General features: G+C 60.0%; 12 protein-coding genes. 9 read left to right on the forward strand and 3 right to left on the reverse strand.

Annotated elements, in window-relative coordinates:
- Positions 1-80: 80 nt before the first annotated feature.
- The 8 genes from COA65_02180 to trxA all read left to right on the forward strand — a co-directional run bounded on the left by COA65_02180 (position 81) and on the right by trxA (position 13204).
- A complete protein-coding gene (locus COA65_02180) occupies positions 81-1379 on the forward strand; it encodes an adenosylhomocysteinase (GenBank protein ID PCJ61051.1) in 1299 nt (432 codons plus the stop codon).
- Between the two features lie 505 nt (positions 1380-1884).
- On the forward strand, positions 1885-4032 hold the full coding sequence (locus tag COA65_02185; protein PCJ61175.1) for a sensor histidine kinase: 2148 nt from the start codon (positions 1885-1887) through the stop codon (positions 4030-4032).
- A 51-nt stretch (positions 4033-4083) separates the two neighbouring features.
- Positions 4084-4617 (forward strand): tRNA (adenosine(37)-N6)-threonylcarbamoyltransferase complex ATPase subunit type 1 TsaE, encoded by a 534-nt coding sequence (locus COA65_02190; protein ID PCJ61176.1) that lies wholly within the window; start codon positions 4084-4086, stop codon positions 4615-4617.
- Entirely contained in the window at positions 4610-5617 is a 1008-nt protein-coding gene (locus tag COA65_02195; protein ID PCJ61052.1) for an aminoglycoside phosphotransferase, read from the forward strand. The genes COA65_02190 and COA65_02195 overlap by 8 nt, the downstream gene beginning before the upstream one ends.
- Positions 5618-5619: 2 nt before the next feature.
- Entirely contained in the window at positions 5620-6354 is a 735-nt protein-coding gene (locus tag COA65_02200; GenBank protein ID PCJ61053.1) for a mannose-1-phosphate guanylyltransferase, read from the forward strand.
- Between the two features lie 10 nt (positions 6355-6364).
- Entirely contained in the window at positions 6365-9346 is a 2982-nt protein-coding gene (addB, locus tag COA65_02205) for a double-strand break repair protein AddB (protein PCJ61054.1), read from the forward strand.
- A gap of 20 nt (positions 9347-9366) precedes the next feature.
- Positions 9367-12828, forward strand: coding sequence for a double-strand break repair helicase AddA (gene addA / locus COA65_02210; protein PCJ61055.1), 3462 nt, complete (start codon positions 9367-9369; stop codon positions 12826-12828).
- A gap of 55 nt (positions 12829-12883) precedes the next feature.
- Positions 12884-13204, forward strand: a complete 321-nt coding sequence (trxA, locus tag COA65_02215) for a thioredoxin (protein ID PCJ61056.1) — start codon at positions 12884-12886, stop codon at positions 13202-13204.
- Between the two features lie 70 nt (positions 13205-13274).
- On the opposite strand, the gene COA65_02220 is transcribed toward trxA, so the two are convergent.
- Entirely contained in the window at positions 13275-13631 is a 357-nt protein-coding gene (locus tag COA65_02220; protein PCJ61177.1) for a MarR family transcriptional regulator, read from the reverse strand.
- Between the two features lie 133 nt (positions 13632-13764).
- On the opposite strand from COA65_02220, the gene COA65_02225 reads away from it, so the two are divergent.
- Positions 13765-14970 (forward strand): CoA transferase, encoded by a 1206-nt coding sequence (locus tag COA65_02225; GenBank protein PCJ61057.1) that lies wholly within the window; start codon positions 13765-13767, stop codon positions 14968-14970.
- Here COA65_02225 and COA65_02230 read toward each other — a convergent pair.
- Both COA65_02230 and COA65_02235 read right to left on the reverse strand, forming a co-directional pair.
- Positions 14967-16202, reverse strand: coding sequence for an amino acid permease (locus COA65_02230; protein PCJ61058.1), 1236 nt, complete (start codon positions 16200-16202; stop codon positions 14967-14969). The two genes, COA65_02225 and COA65_02230, sit on opposite strands and share 4 nt — an antisense overlap.
- Positions 16183-16617: a hypothetical protein gene (locus COA65_02235; protein PCJ61178.1), complete on the reverse strand. Its 435-nt coding sequence runs from the start codon at positions 16615-16617 to the stop codon at positions 16183-16185. The genes COA65_02230 and COA65_02235 overlap by 20 nt, the downstream gene beginning before the upstream one ends.
- Positions 16618-16706 lie beyond the last annotated feature (89 nt).

The raw sequence follows: 16706 nt of genomic DNA on the forward strand, positions 1-16706 counted from the left end.
ATGTCGAGGCCCACTCTCCGGTACCGTGCCGGTGCTTTCAGACGGAAACATCCGGCGGCAACAGAAGGATTCGGCGTTCCATGGCAGCCTTGACCGATTACAAGATCAAAGACATCGCACTGGCTGGTTGGGGGCGTCGCGAAATTGCGATCGCCGAGACGGAAATGCCGGGGTTGATGGCGCTGCGCGAGGAATATGGCAAGTCCCAGCCCCTGGCGGGCGCGCGCATCGTTGGCTGCCTGCATATGACGATTCAAACGGCGGTTCTTATCGAAACGCTGCTCCATTTGGGTGCCTCGCTTCGGTGGAGTTCGTGCAACATCTTCTCGACCCAGGATCACGCTGCTGCGGCCGTCGTAAAAGACAGCGGCGTTCCCGTTTTTGCCTGGAAGGGCGAGACGGAAGAAGAATATGACTGGTGCGTCGCGCAAACCGTTCAGGGCCCGGATGGCTGGCGACCGAACATGATCCTGGACGATGGCGGGGATTTGACCCGCGTCATGCACGAACAATTTCCAGACTTGATGAAGGACGTAAAGGGTATTTCCGAAGAAACGACGACCGGCGTGCTGCGCCTTCGTGAAATGCAGGACGCGGGCCGGTTGATGGCACCGGCCATTAATGTGAACGATTCGGTGACGAAATCAAAATTCGACAATCTCTATGGCTGTCGCGAAAGCCTGATTGACGGCATCAAGCGGGCAACGGATGTCATGCTGGCCGGCAAGATCGCCATCGTGAACGGTTTTGGCGACGTGGGCAAGGGCTGTGCTGCCTCGCTTCAGGGTCAGGGCGCGCGCGTTCTGGTGACAGAGGTCGATCCCATCTGTGCGCTTCAGGCCGCCATGGAAGGCTTTCAGGTCACGACGATGGAAGAGGCGGCACCAATTGGCGACATCTTCGTAACCGCGACCGGCAATCTGGACGTGATTACGCTGGATCACATGCGCGAGATGAAGGACCGCGCCATTGTCTGCAACATCGGTCACTTCGATAGCGAAATTCAAATCGACGCGTTGAGCAATTACACCTGGGAGGAAGTCAAACCCCAGGTTGATGAAGTTGTCTTTCCGGATGGCAAGCGGCTGATTGTGCTGGCGAAGGGGCGGCTCGTCAATTTAGGGTGCGCCACCGGCCATCCAAGCTTTGTGATGAGTGCCTCCTTCTCGAACCAGGTGCTGGCGCAGATCGAGCTGTGGCAGGGAAATACAAAATATGAGCGCCAGGTCTACGTCTTGCCGAAACATCTCGATGAAAAGGTTGCGGCGTTGCACCTTGCGCGGCTTGGGGTAAAGCTGACGACGCTGACGAAGGAACAGGCGCAATATATAGGCGTCACGCCGGAAGGCCCCTTCAAACCCGATTACTACCGTTACTAGCGTTCCTGGCAATCGGCTCTCTTGATCTTCGATGCTTTCGGGCGATGCTTTCGGGATGTCTTGTTCGCGCCTTTTTTCGCGCTTAAACTCATCGCCATGTGGAAATCGGGGATAGGCTGCGGCCTCTCGCCGGCCGGCCGCTGCGGAATCTTTTTACCATGACGCCGCCCGCCGGAGGGTCTGGGGGAAAGGGGGCATGTTGAACGTGGCATTGGACCCTGTTTTTCAAGGCGCGGCTTTGCTGGCTGTCGGGCTGGCCTTTGGCTATTTTCTTTTTGTGCGGCCCCTGCGGCGGCGGCTAGGGGCCACGCGACGGATCGCAAAGCGGGCCGTGGCGGATGTGGCTTGCCTGCGCGCATTTCTTGGCGCCGCTTCGGGCGGCTTCTTCTTTTGGCGGGCAGGTGGTGAGGCGGAGACAGCCTTCGGCGATTTTTCGGAATTTTTGACGTTGCCGGCAAATCAGCCAACCCGCTTCGATGGCGTGCTGGCCTGCCTCGATCCGGCTATGGCCGAGGCGCTTCGCAACGCGGTTGCAAAACTTCGCACGACGGGCAAGAGCTTTTCCCTGGATGTTGCGACGGTGGATGGGTGCAAGCTGAAAGCCCATGGCCGGCGGATTGAAGCGCCGGGTCGAAGCGGCCTTGATGAGGGCAGTCTTGGGGAAGGCGTCTGGTTCGAGGACGTGACGGAAGCCGCTGCCCACGCGGCGGAATTTTCCGAACAAACGGCAAGGCTTTCTCAGGATCGGGACCAGCTTCGGTTTCTTCTCGATCAGATTCCCTTTCCGGTGTGGCGGCGGGGAAAGGATTTGGCGATTGCCTTTGCCAACCGCGCTTATGCATCCGTCCTCGGCGTGCGTCCCGACGAGGTTGTTGCGCACAAGCGGGAACTTGCCGCAGGGGTCGTTGGTGACGGCGGTCAGGAGGTGGCAAGGCGTGCCCAGCGTGTCGGTTCGCCGCAATCGGAGAGCCACCATTTTGTCGTCGCAGGCTTCCGCCGTCTTCTTGAAATTACCGAAATTCCCCTGCTGGATCAGGGCGGGATGGCCGGCTATGCCCAGGACTTTACGGAAATCGAGCGCGTCCAGGATGAGCTTGGCCGTCACGTCGACGCCCAGGCAAAGGTGCTGGGTGCGCTGGCAATCGCGATTGCCATCTATGGGCCGGACATGCGGCTGAAATTCTTCAACCAGGCCTTCGCTTCGCTCTGGGGGCTGAACGAAAGCTGGCTGAAGAAAGAACCGATGCAGGGCGAAGTTCTGGAAACGTTGCGCGCTAGAAGACGGTTGCCGGAAACGGTCGATTTCCCTGCCTATAAGAACGAGCAACTTGCCCGTTTCACCTCGTTGATCGACCCTGTCGAAGAACTTTTGCACCTTCCCGATGGCGCGACGCTGCGCTCGACGGTTTTGCCGCATCCCTTTGGGGGGCTGCTCTGCACCTATGAGGATGTGACAAACAAACTGGCCCTTGAGCGCTCCTACAACACCTTGATCAAGGTTCAGCAGCAATCCCTGGACAACCTCTACGAAGGCGTGGCTGTCTTTGGCAGCGACGGGCGTCTGAAGCTCAGCAACCCGGCCTATGCGCGGATCTGGGAGCTTTCGCCGGATGACCTTGATGGCGACCCGCATGTCTCCCAATTGGTGGATGGGATAAAGGAATTTACCTGTGCGAGCGACTGGCCGACGTTGCGTGAAAAGATCGTCGTTGGCACCTGCGCGCGCGTCTCAAAGCGTGGCCGCTTCCACCGCCAAGACGGCACGACGGTGGATTTTGCCAGCCTGCCGCTTACCGACGGCGGGGTTTTGTGGCGCTACATTGATGTGACGGACAGCACACGGGTGGAACGCGCCCTGCGCGAGCGCAACGAAGCACTGGAAGCGGCGGATAAATTGATGTCGGAATTTGTTGCGCATGTTTCGTATGAATTCCGCACCCCCCTGAATACGATCATCGGTTTTACCCAGATGCTCGAACAACGTTATTTTGGCGAGCTTACGGATCAGCAGACAATTTATGTGGGTGGGATTCTCGATTCTTCACAAGTGCTGCTTTCGCTTATCAACGACATTCTGGACATGGCGATGATCGAGGCTGGCCAATTGGAGCCAAAATGGGAAGATGTGGCCGTTCGTCCCCTGCTGGAAGACGTGCTTGGGCTCGTTCAGCAAAGGGCAAATGAAAAAAATGTGATTGTCGTGATGGATTGCGTGCCAAATTTAACGCCGATCCATGCTGACAAGCAGCGCCTGAAGCAGGCGCTCTTCAAACTTCTGAACAACGCGATCAAATTTAGCATGCCGGGCGGAAAGATTTCGCTTTCCGCGCGCCAGGAAAAGAAGGCGCTCGTCCTGCAAATATCGGATGCGGGCATTGGTGTTCCGCCGGAGGAGCAAGAACGCATCTTCGATCGGTTTGAACGCGGCAGCGCAAGCAAGGGCCTTGGTTTGGGCCTTGGCCTGCCGCTGGTTAGGAAGTTCATTGAATTAAGCGGCGGCCGGGTCGTGCTTGAATCCACGCCTGGCAAAGGCACGACCGTTCGCTGCTACCTGCCCTATGATCGGCCGGTTGCCAGGCCTCTGGTTGGTGGGGAAAGGCTTGCGTCTGCGCAGGGGCAGGTCACGGACCCGTCTTTGAAGCGCGACAGCTGACATCTGGCGGCAAGGCGGCGTGCCGCGATCGGTATGACGGGAAACGGATTTATGGCTGAAAAAGATTTTCCAAGCCGGGTTGTAAAACTGGATCTTCCCGACCTTGCAGCGACGGAAACCCTTGCCCGATTTGTTGCCCATCACGTTTGCCGTGGCGACGTAATCGGCCTTGGCGGGGAGTTGGGCGCGGGCAAGACGGCTTTTGCGCGTGCGTTCATTCATGCGCGTGCCGGGGGCGTGAAAGAGGATGTGCCATCGCCGACCTTTACGCTTGCGCAAATTTACGACCTTGCCGAATTTCCTGTCTGGCATTTTGATCTCTATCGGCTTGCGAAGGCAGAAGACGCCGTGGAACTTGGCATTGAGGACGCCTTTGCCGACGGGGTTTCCCTCATCGAATGGCCAGGGCGGCTTGGGCCCTTGCTGCCCAGGGACCGACTCGACATCCTGTTGACGCAAGGGGTGGCTGTGGACGCTCGCCAGGCCGTGCTGGTGGGTCATGGCAGTTGGGTGATGCGGCTGGAAGCCCTGGACGCTGCCGACGCGCTTGTGGAATTTGAAGCCCGGGCGGGCAGCGATGACTGAACGAAGCGGATTGCAGCAGGGCTTTCTGGCGTCGTGCGGGCTGGGGGATGCGGCTGTGACGCCGCTTGCAAGCGACGCGTCCTTCCGCCGTTATGCGCGCGTTGCTGGCAGGGACGGCGGTTTTATTCTGATGGACGCGCCGCACGATTGCGAAGATGTGCGTCCGTTTGTGGCAATCGCCCGGCATCTTCAGGGCCTTGGTTACAGCGCGCCGGAAGTGTTTTCCGTCGATGCAGAAAACGGCTTTCTGCTTCTCGAAGATTTGGGCGAGGCGACCTATGCGCGCATGCTTGCCGACGCGGAAATGGAAGAACCCCTCTACAGCCTTGCGGTCGATCTTTTAATCAACCTTCACCGGCACCCTTTGGAAATTGCGGTGCCGGAAAAACTTCCGGCCTATACGAATGCACGCTTTCTTGAAGAAGCCATGCTGCTGGTGGATTGGTATCTGCCGGCGATGACGGGCGACATGCCTTCGCCGGAAACACGTGCAGCCTTTGCCGCGCTCTGGCCGCCATTGCTTGACCTGGCGCGCACAGGCTCAGAAACGCTTGTCCTGCGCGACTACCATGTGGACAACCTTCTCTACCTGCCGGACCGGGACGGGGTTGGCGCGTGCGGCCTTCTTGATTTTCAGGACGCGCTTTGCGGCCCGGCGGTCTATGATGTTGTCTCCCTTCTTGGGGATGCGCGCCGCGATGTTGCGCTTGCCTGTGTCGAACGGATGAAGGCGCGTTACCTTGCCGCCTTTCCGGATCTGGACCATCAGGCGTTTGCACGCGCTTACGCCATTTTAGGCGCCCAGCGAAATTGCAAGATCCTCGGCATCTTTACGCGTCTTTTCCGGCGTGACGGGAAGGCGCTTTATCTTTCGCACATCCCGCGTGTCTGGCGGTTGCTGGAAGAAAATCTGGCCGCGCGCGAACTGGCACCGTTGCGCGATTGGCTGGACGCGAATTTGCCGCCGGCGTTGCGGAACGCCCCAGAGGCGAAATCTTGAAGATGGCACAAGGCGCACCCTCGCAGGCAATACCCTTTCGGGCGATGGTATTGGCGGCGGGGCGCGGCGAACGCCTGCGCCCGCTTACGGACAGCCTGCCAAAGCCCCTTGTTCCCATTGCCGGGCGCAGCCTTCTCGATCGCACACTGGACCGGCTGGTGGTGGCGGGCATCGAAGACGTCGTTGTTAACCTGCATTATCTGGGCGCGCAGATTCGCACACAGCTTGCCCCCCGGCGTGACCTGAAGATCACCTATTCCGAAGAGGCCGAAGCCCTTGAAACCGGCGGCGGTCTGGCCCATGCGCTGGCCCATTTTCAGGGCCGGAATTTTTTTGCCATCAATGGCGACGTGCTTTGGCAGGACTTTGGGCCCCCGGCGCTGGCCCGGCTGGCGGCGGCCTGGGACGACGCGAAGATGGATGGGCTTCTCCTGCTTCAGCCCGTTGCGCGTGCCGTCGGCTACGACGGTGCGGGGGATTTTGAAATGGCGGCGGATGGGTGCCTAGAACGCCGCCAGGGGTCCTCGGCCCCCTTCGTCTTTACCGGCGTGCAGCTTCTTCATCCAAGGCTTTTTGACACGGCACCGGAAGGGCGTTTTTCCCTCAACCTTCTATACGATCAGGCCCTGTCAAAGGGACGCCTTTTCGGCCTGGCTCATAAAGGCGCATGGTTTCATATTGGCACCCTGTCCGGCCTGGCCATGGTCGAAGAAAACTTTCAGGAAGGCCAGCCATGATCGGGCAAGCATGACCACGCGGCCGAAGGTTTTGTCGATTGCGCCCGGCAAGGGTTTTGTCGATGCGCTTGCTGCCGGCATTCTGGACGAAATTGGCGAGGACGTTTTCCGTCTTGCCGATTACCGCATTCTTCTTCCGACCCGTCGCGCCGTTCGCGCCCTTCGTGAAGCGTTTCTGCGTTTGCGTGGCGGGCAGCCGATGGTGCTTCCAGCCATGCTGCCAATCGGCGACGTGGATGAAGAGGCCTTTCTTTTTCAGGAAAGCCCGTTCGCCAAAGACGCCCTGAACCTGCCCCCGGCAATTTCGGAGCTGCGCCGCCGCCTGCTTTTAAGCGAACTTTTGATGCATGAGGGCCTGCTCCGCAAGGACGGGCGCGATCGCCCAACGCCAGAGCAGGCCGCCACCCTTGCCGCCGAACTGGCCCGTTTCCTCGACCGGGTGGAGACGGAACGCCTGTCTCTCGACAAGCTGGCCCGACTGGTGCCAGAGGATTACGCCGTCCATTGGCAGGAGACGCTTCGTTTCCTGCAAATCCTGACGGATTATTGGCCGGGAATTCTGGTCCAGGAAGGTTGCATTGATCCGGCGGACCGCCGCAACCGGCTGCTGGAAGCGCAGGTAAAAATGTGGCTGGCCTCGCCGCCAAAGGGTCCGGTCATCGCGGCGGGTTCGACCGGCAGCATTCCGGCGACGGCGGATCTTTTAAGCCTGGTTGCCTGTCTGCCGAAAGGGCGGCTGGTGCTGGCCGGTCTGGACCGTTCCATGGACGCGGAAAGCTGGCAGGCGCTAAACGCCACCCACCCCCAGTTTGGGCTGAAACGCCTGCTCGAACAGCTTGACCTTGCGCGCGACGACGTTGGCGACTGGTCCGCCGACGTTCCCGAAACCTGCGCAGAACGGGCCGAGCTTGCCTCGGAATTGATGCGGCCTGCGGAAACGACCCATCTCTGGCATCGCTCAGAGCGGCCTTGGGACAAGGCGTTGCAGGATGTGCGCCGCATTGAATGTGCAGACCCGGCGGAGGAGGCGGGTGTGATCGCCCTTTTGCTGCGCCAGTCCCTTGAGGAAGACGGCACCCGGGCGGCGCTGGTGACGCCGGATCGCAACCTTGCGCGCCGCGTGGCGGCCGAGCTTCGCCGGTGGAACATCGAAGTCGATGATTCGGGGGGCACATCCCTTGATACGACGGCCCCCGGCACATTTTTACGCCTGACGGCCCGTCTGATGGCCGAGAACATATCGCCGGTGGCGCTGATGGCCTGTTTCAAACACCCGCTTGCGGCGGGCGGGCTGTCGCCGGCGGATTTCCGCAGGCGGACCCGTCAACTCGAAGTGGCAGCCTTGCGCGGCCCGCGTCCGGCCCCCGGTTTTTCAGGCTTGAAGGAGGCCTTGAAGGCACCGCACCGCGTCGGCAATGGGGCAGAACGTGACGCGTTGGTGGCCTGGGTTGCGGGGCTTGAAAAGATGGCGGGTCCGTTTGCCAGGGCAATGGCGAAAACCAGCGTCAGCCTTGGCGAGCTTCTCGATCTTCACGTCGCCTTTTCAGAGGCGCTGGCCATGACGGACGCCATGACGGAAAGTTCGGCTGCGGGAGAGCGGCTTTGGGCCACGCCGGCGGGCGAAGCGCTTGCCGAATTCATTGCCGATTTGCGTGCTGCGGCGCGTGGCTTTCCGCGATTGGCGGGGGCGGATTACGCGGCCCTTTTCGAATCCCTTCTTACAGGCCAGGTTGTGCGCCCCTATGGGGGCCAGCATCCGAGAATTCATATCTGGGGCCCCCTTGAGGCCCGCCTCCAGCAGGCGGAGCTGCTGATTCTTGGTGGGCTGAACGAGGGTGTCTGGCCACCTTCGAGCGAGACGGACCCCTGGATGAGCCGACCGATGCGCGAGAAATTCGGCCTGCCCCTGCCGGAACGACGCATCGGCCTTTCCGCTCATGATTTTGCGCAAGGCTTTTCCAGCCCGCGCGTTGTGTTGACGCGCGCTGCCCGCGCCGATGGGGCGCCGACGGTGCCTTCGCGCTGGTTGCTGCGTCTTGAAAGCCTGGCCGGGTCCGACACGGCGGACGGTGTGAAAAATCCGTTGCGTTGGCGCGCCCTGCTTCAGATGCCCGCGAAGAAAATTCAAATCGGGGCGCCGAAACCCTGCCCGCCGCTGGCGGCTCGGCCGCGCAAATTGTCGGTAACGGCCATCGAAACCTGGATGCGGGACCCTTACGCGATTTACGCTCGCCATATTTTGCGGCTAAGGCCGTTGGATCCGATGGACGCCGATCCGGGTGCGGCAGATCGCGGGCGTTTCATTCATGCCGCGCTTGATCGTTTTGTGCGTGCCTATCCGGATCAACTGCCGAAGGATGCCGTCGAAAAACTTCTGAAAATCGGCAAGGACGTGTTTGGTGAGGCGCTTTCCTATCCGGGGGTGGCGACGTTTTGGTGGCCACGCTTTGTGCACATTGCGGCGTGGTTTGTCGATCAGGAGCGCGCGCGGCGGAAAGAAATTCTGCTCATCCATACCGAGACAAAGGGCGCGTGGATTTTTGCCGGTGCCGGTGGCGATTTTACCCTGACGGCGCGTGCCGACCGCATCGATCATTTGCGCAGTGGTGGCCTTGCCGTTCTTGATTACAAGACCGGCGCGGTTCCAAAGACCAAGGATGTGACGGCGGGGGTTGCGCCACAACTGGCCCTGGAAGCCATTCTCGCCGGGGCGGGCGGCTTTGAAGGCATTCCTGAAGAAACGGTCCGTGAACTGCTTTATTTGCAGTTAAGCGGCGGCGCGTTGCCGGGGAAGCGCGTGTTGTTAAAAGACACGGAAATTCTGGTGGCAGAGGCCCGGGCCGGCCTTCAATGCCTGATTGCCGCCTTTGATGATCCGGCGACGCCGTACCTGTCCGAACCCCGGCCCGCAATGGCCCCGACCTACAGCGATTATAAACATCTAGCCCGGGTTCAGGAATGGACGGACATGCGCGAAGAGGGCGATTCGTGAAGAAACCCGTGAAGAAGTCTATGACGAAAACGGCAGAGCAAAAGACGGGGTCGAACCCGGAGATTTCCGTCTGGGTGCGCGCCAATGCCGGCACCGGCAAGACGCGGGTGCTGACAGATCGCGTATTGCGGCTTCTTCTCGGCAAGACGCCGCCGTCGCGTATTCTTTGTCTGACTTTTACGAAGGCGGCGGCGGCCGAGATGGCAACGCGTGTCTATAACGAATTGGGTGCCTGGACCAAAATGACGGATGGGGCGCTTTCCGAAGCGTTGCTGCATTTGCACGGCATGGAGGTGGCTGCGGAAGATCTGGACGAGGCGCGACGGCTGTTTGCACAGGCCCTCGACGTGCCGGGCGGTCTGAAAATTCAAACGATCCACAGCTTTTGCGAATCCCTTCTTTCCCGTTTTCCGATAGAGGCGGGGATCGCCCCGCATTTTCGTGTGATGGACGAACGCACGGCGGCAGAACTATTGCAAGATGCGCGCGAGGCCGTTTACTGGCGGGCCAGTAAGGACAAGGATGGACACCTTGCCAAGGCCCTTGAAATTATCACCGCCCATGTTGCCGAAGGCACGTTCACCGATGTGCTCGATGCGCTGCTTCGGGACCGGGGAAAGTTTCGCCGTGGTCTAAGCCGCCATGGTGGCTCTGATGGCATGGCGTTGGTGACGCGCGCGCATCTTGGCCTTGCCCCCGGCGAGACGGAAAAAACGATCCTTGATGCGGCGGCCTGCGAGGCCGCCTTTGATGGCGCGGGGTTGCGCAAAGTTGTCACAGTGTTGCTGGAGGGCGACAAAAAAGATGCTGCGCATGGGGAAATCATCGCTAACTGGCTGGCGAAACCGGATCGGCGGGTGGCAGGTTTTGATACCTATCTCGGCGCGTTCTTTAAGGATGGCGGCGTGGGGAAACGGTTCAAAACGCTGGCCTATGCCAAGACGGTCAAACGCTGCCCCGATGCGATCGACATCCTTGGGGCAGAGGCTGACCGCCTGGAAGCCGTGCGCGACCGGCGCAACGCGGCCATCCTGGCGGTGGCGACCCAGGCTTTGCTGCAATTCGGCAGCGCCCTTCTCGAGGCCTTCGACGGCTTGAAGCAGAAGGCCGCGCTTCTTGATTACGACGACCTGATTTTTGAAGCCCGAAACCTTCTGGAACGCGAGGGAATTGCCCCCTGGGTCCTTTTCAAACTGGATGGCGGCATCGACCACATTCTGGTGGACGAGGCCCAGGATACAAATCCGGATCAGTGGCGGGTGATTGCCATGCTGGCGTCGGAATTCTTTTCTGGCGAGTCTGCGCGCGCAGAAAAGCGCACAATTTTTTCAGTCGGCGATGTCAAGCAGTCGATTTTTAGTTTCCAGCGCGCCGATCCGCTTTTCTTTGGAAAAATGCGCGATCATTTTTCGGGCCGTGTGCAACGGGCCGGCGAGGGATGGCGCGACGTGCCGCTTGAACGTTCTTTTCGTTCCGCGCCGGTCATCCTGCAAGCGGTCGATGCCGTCTTTTCCCAGGCCGATGCGCGCGATGGCGTTTCTCTGGAAGGCGAAAAAATTGAACATGACGCCGCGCGCAAGGGTCAGGCAGGCCTGGTTGAAATCTGGCCGGTGGAAGCCCAGGGCGAGAAATCCACCGTTGCGCCCTGGACGCTGCCGCTTACGCAGGGCCACGCGGATTGGCCGGAAAAACGTCTGGCGCAGAAAATTGCCTGGCAAATTGGAAAATGGAGGGACAGCAAGGAAGTGCTTTCTTCCCGTGGGCGGGCAATCCGTCCGGGGGATATTCTTATTCTGGTGCGCCGCCGTGGGCGCTTCTTCGAAGAAATCGTGCGCGCGTTGAAACGCCACAGCATTCCGGTGGCCGGGATGGATCGCATGGTCCTGACGGACCATATGGCCGTGCGCGATCTGATTGCTCTTGGCCGGTTTGTTCTTTTGCCGGAGGACGACCTGACCCTGGCCATTGTGTTGAAAAGCCCCCTTGTCGGTCTGGATGAGACGGCGCTTTTCGACCTTGCCTATGGGCGTAAAGGATCTTTGTGGGACGCGCTGCGCATTCGTTGCAACGAATGTGAGGCGTTTGCCGCCGCCTACGACATGTTGTCGGCAAGTCTGGCCCGGGCGGATTACGTGCCGCCTTTCGAGTTTTATGCGGCGCTTCTTGGTCCGCTTGGCGCGCGCGAACGCCTGATCGCGCGTTTGGGGAATGAGGCAAACGACCCGATCGACGAATTTTTAAATCTCGGCTTTGCGTATGAAAAGATGCATGTGCCCTCGATGGAAGGTTTCCTGCATTGGATCGAGGCCGGCAAGGCGCAAATAAAACGCGACCTTGAACATGGCCGCGATGAAGTTCGCGTGATGACGGTCCATGGTGCAAAAGGGCTGGAGGCACCAATTGTCTTTTTGCCGGACACCTGTCAGGTGCCGGATAAAGATTCGCCCCTTTTCTGGTTTGGCGACGAAGGCGCGGACGAGGCAGGGGCAGGCGTGCTGTGGGTGCCGCGCCGCGCCCATGAGGAAAAAGCGGCGATCTCGCTGCGCGAGGCACAAGGCCGGCATCGTGAACGCGAATACCGACGGCTTTTATATGTGGCGATGACCCGGGCCGAGGACCGGCTTTACATCGCCGGGTGGGAGCAGAAAAAGTCGCGGACGGCGGGCTGCTGGTACGACCTCATCGACAAGGGGCTGGCGACGCTCGGCCTCCCCGTGCTCCTTGCCATTGGCGGCGATGGGCGACGGTTCGAAGCGGGTCAAGAGGCCCCCGCCGACAGGGGCGACAAAATAGCCGAAGGGTCCGCAATCGCGGCGGTCGTGCCTCCCCACGTCGATGTCGACACCGATGTCGATACCGATGGTGGCCTGCCCGATTGGGCGCGCTCGCCGGCACCCCCCGTCCCGCTCCGGCTGCGGGCCCTTAGCCCGTCGTCGATGGAAGGCGACGCGCCAGCCATCCGTTCCCCCATCGGGGCGGATCAGGGGCGGGGTTTTCAGCGCGGCCGCATCGTGCACAGCCTGCTTCAGTTTTTGCCGGATGTGGCCATTCAGGCCCGTCTGGCAGCCTGCCGACGCTATCTTTCCCAAAAGAATTTCGGCCTTGATCCCGCGACCCAGGATGCGCTTTCCGGTGAGGTGCTGGCCGTCCTTCAGGAAAAAGAATTTGCACCGCTTTTTGGTCCAAACAGCCGCGCCGAGGTGCCGATTGTCGGCGAAATAAACGGGCGCGTCATTTCCGGCCAGATCGATCGCCTGCTTGTCACGGAAACGTCCGTTTTCGTTATCGATTACAAAACCCAGCGTGCGCCGCCCGCGACGCCTTCGGCGACGCCTGAAATTTACCTGCGCCAGATGGCGGCCTATGTCGCATTGCTTGAAAAAATCTATCCGGAACGCCGCGTTGTGGCGGCGCTGTTGTGGACGGATGGGCCTAACCTCGTGCCATTAAAGGAAAAATTGCTTCGTCCTTATGCACCTTGACGGTTTGTCGGGCACTACCTAGATTTCAGCTACCGAAACGCTACAGGATAAAAGAATGACAATTACCCATGTGACGGATACTTCTTTCGAGAAGGACGTTCTTCAGGCCACAGGTCCGGTCCTTGTGGATTTCTGGGCAGAGTGGTGCGGCCCCTGCAAGCAGATTGCGCCTTTTCTGGAAGAAATCTCACAGGAAATGCCGGATTGTATAGCGGTTGCAAAGGTCGATATCGATGGCAATCCGCAAACGCCAACGCGTTATGGCGTGCGTGGGATTCCAACCCTTATGATTTTCAAGGATGGCGAAGTTGCCGGCGTGCGCGTCGGGGCCATGACGAAAAGCAAAATCGAAGAATGGATTCAGTCGATCCTTTAAGCCCGCAGCAGCGCTTTTCGGAAAGACGTTGTCCGTATCAAAAAAACCTCGCCAGTCTTGCGGGGTTTTTTTATGGGTCGCGCTGCCCGCTGCCGGAGGCGGCAAGGATGGCGTCGGCAAATTCCCGTAGATGGACCGACCCTTTGACGGTCCGTTGGACAAGCACGTTGCGCCCATCGTCCACGTCGCGCTTGCGGCGCGTAAAACCCAGCATGCCAAGCCGGTCCAGCGCGCGGGTTACCGCCGGTTTTGAAATGTTCAGGCTTTTTGCCAGGCCGCGCACCGTGTGCGGTGGGGGCGCCAGATAAACCGTCAGCAGAATGGCCATCTGGCGTGTCGTCAGGTCCGGGGTTTCGTGGCGCAGGCGATGAACGATGATTTTGTGCCAGAAATTCAGGGCTTCGACGGGGTCGATCTCAATCGCCATGGGGTGCATCACAGTCGTTTCGGTTGCGGAATTTATTTCATCACAAAGCCTGCCTTCGGACAAGCGGAGAGCCATATGCTGGCGCACGCTATGTTAGGCTGTCCGCAAGTCTGGACAAGGAGGGCAAACTGCCATGGGGGAAGAAAAGTTCGACCCGGATTTTCCCTTTGCCGGGTTGAGGGTGCTGGAAGTGACCCAGGGGATTGCCGCCCCCGGTGCCGGGGCGCTGCTTGCCGTATACGGCGCCGATGTCGTGAAGGTGGAAGGTTTGGCGGGCGACTGGGCGCGCCATCTTGGGCGTTGCTTCGACGGCATGTGCGCAAGTTTTGTCGCCAACAACCGGGGAAAGCGTGCCCTGGCGCTGAATTTGCGCTCATCGGAGGGGCGCGCCATTCTCGGCAGTCTTGCCAAAAAAGCAGATGTTCTGGTGGAGAATTTTCGCCCCGGCATTGTCGCGAAAATGGGCATCGATTACGCGGCGGTGGCAAAGAAAAATCCCGGCTGCATCTACGTTTCCCTGACCGGCTTCGGGCAAGAAGGACCTTACCGGGACCGTGCGGCGACAGATTCAATCGTCCAGGCCCTTAGCGGCCTGATCGCAACCAACCGGGGTGCCGACAACACGCCGCACAAGGTGGCGATCCCGATTGTCGATCTGGCGGCCGGGATGAATGCCTTTCAGGCCATTGCCGTGGCCCTTTACGCGCGTGAAAAAACCGGGCGCGGCCGCCATGTTTCGGTGACGCTTCTGCAAAGTGCGGCGATGTTGCAGGGGGGGCGCATTGTTGAAGACGTCGTGACCGGCGGCAACCCGCCACAACAGCTAACCGTGCCGTCGAACGTGTTTTCGACGAAGGCGGGCCAGATGATTGTGGTCGCGTTGAACAACGATCAGTTTCAGCGCCTATGCGCCCTGCTTGGTGCGGTGGCTTTGGCTGATGACCCGCGTTTTGCAAGCCCGGAAAACCGCATCGCCAACGAGGCGGAATTGTTGCCATTGCTGGCGCCGTTGTTTGTCGAAAAGACAGCGGCGGCCTGGTCGGCAATTTTTGAGGCCGGCGATATTCTCCATGCCCGGGTGAACGATCACGGCGAATTTCTGGAAGATCCCCAGGTCAAGGCCATGGACCTTTTCGTCTGGACGGAGCAGCCCGGCATGGGGCGCATCCCGCTTCCCCAGGTGATTGGTGCCGCGCCCTTGCAGGCGAACACGTCCAAAACCCGAACGCCGCGTCTTGGCGAGGACAGTGCCGAAATCCTGCGCGAGCTTGGCCTTGCCGAAGACGAAATTGTAAAGCTGCATAAAGACGGCATTGTCCGTTCGCCGGAAATTTCTTAACTGGCGATTTTGCCGATCAGGCGGAAAAGGATGAAGCCGAGACAGGCGAATCCGCCAAGAAGGGGCACCCATGGCCAAACCGTCCAGGTGCCGTCCGGTGCCGGCTGCAACCGCTTGAGCCGGAAAAGCGAAAAATTCACCAAGGAAAAAATGATGAGGGTCACGATGGCCGTGATTTCGGCAAGGGTAATCAGCGGCAGCCACAGGGCCAGTGCCATCAAAAGCACCATGATGAGCCCCGTCGCGCGCAACGGCGTGCGGGTTACGGGGTGGACCCGGCCAAGGGTCGCAGTAATCCACCCCCGGGCGGCAAGGCCGTACAGCACGCGCGCCGCCATGACGATCTGGATAAGCGCACCATTGAGGACGGCGAGGATGGCAATGAGGCTGATTGGCGTCGAAGAAGCCCCGGTCGTCCGTTCAAACAGGCGGGCAAGTGGCGCGCGCGCTTCGGCCAGTTCGTCGGGCGGCAGGGCGGCGACGGCGATGAAGGCAATGACGGTGTAAAGCAGCGTTGTGATGCCAAGGGTCAGCACGATGGCAAGGGGCAGATTGCGGCGAACGTTCTTTACTTCCTCGGCGACGTTCACCATGTCCTCGAACCCGATGAAGGCATAGAAGGCGAGCACGGATCCGAAAAAGATGCCGAGCCAGGCCCCGCCTTCGAAGGGCGGCCAAAAATCCGGCAGATGCGTCATCGCTTCCGGCAGCACGTTGATGCCGCCGCCGATGATGAAAAAAAGCCCGCCGATTTCCACCAGGGTGATGATTGCGGCGGCGGTTACGGATTCGACAATTCCCCAGGCGGCAAGGCCGCCCAGGCCAAGAACGATCCCGACAATGATCAGCCAGTCGGGGGCGGTGATGAATTCCTGAAAATAGCCGACGAAGCCATGAACGATGGCGGCGCTGGAAACCAGCCCGGTGGTGACGACAAGCAGGCCGACAAAGGTGGCCAGCCTGCGCGAACCGGTGGCGGTGTGCACGTAAACCGCTTCGCCGGCGCTGAACGGCAGGCGACCGGCAAGCTCGGCGAAGGAAAAGGCGCTAAGGCCGGCAAGCAGCGAGGCGATCAGGAAGGAAATCGGCGCATAAAGGCCAGCCGCGCCCGCCACCTTGCCAATCAGCACATAGATACCTGCGCCGATGGTGGTGCCAAGCCCATAGAGCACAATCAGCGGCAGCGAAAGGCTGCGCTTCAGGCTGGGTGTTTTACAATCGGTCGATTTCATATTCCTCAATGGAATAGCCGAGCTGGGAAAGGCCTTCCTCAAGATAATCGCCAAGCAACGGCGTGCCGACGAGGTAGGCAACCGCCTTTTCGTCATGGGCGTCGCGCGCCTGTTCAAGAATGTCCGGCCAGTCGTCGACGGTGTAGTCGTCGCGGCCCAGCCATACCAGCGCCAGAACTTCTACGATTTCGTCGTCGTTCAGATTCTCCAGCGCACTGACCAGCTCGACATAGGTGGGGTCGTCCGCGTAGTCCTCAAGAATCTCAAGGTCCTTGTTGTCGATTGGATTGTCGCCGGTATCGAGGCCTCCCGGCGGCAYCTTCACGTCGAACTCGCGCGCCTTGACGRTGATGTAAAAGAGTTTTTCSGGGTTGGTGGTCAACACGTCCTGGTYATTTTCTTCCTCAGCCAAGATGCGTCCTCCTGCGTTTGCTTGCGAGATAGGATGATGGCGCAATTTTAAGGCGAAAGTCCACCATGTCTATGGCTGCACATGGCCGTGGC

The sequence above is a fragment of the Rhodospirillaceae bacterium genome (assembly GCA_002746255.1).
Taxonomy (GTDB): domain Bacteria; phylum Pseudomonadota; class Alphaproteobacteria.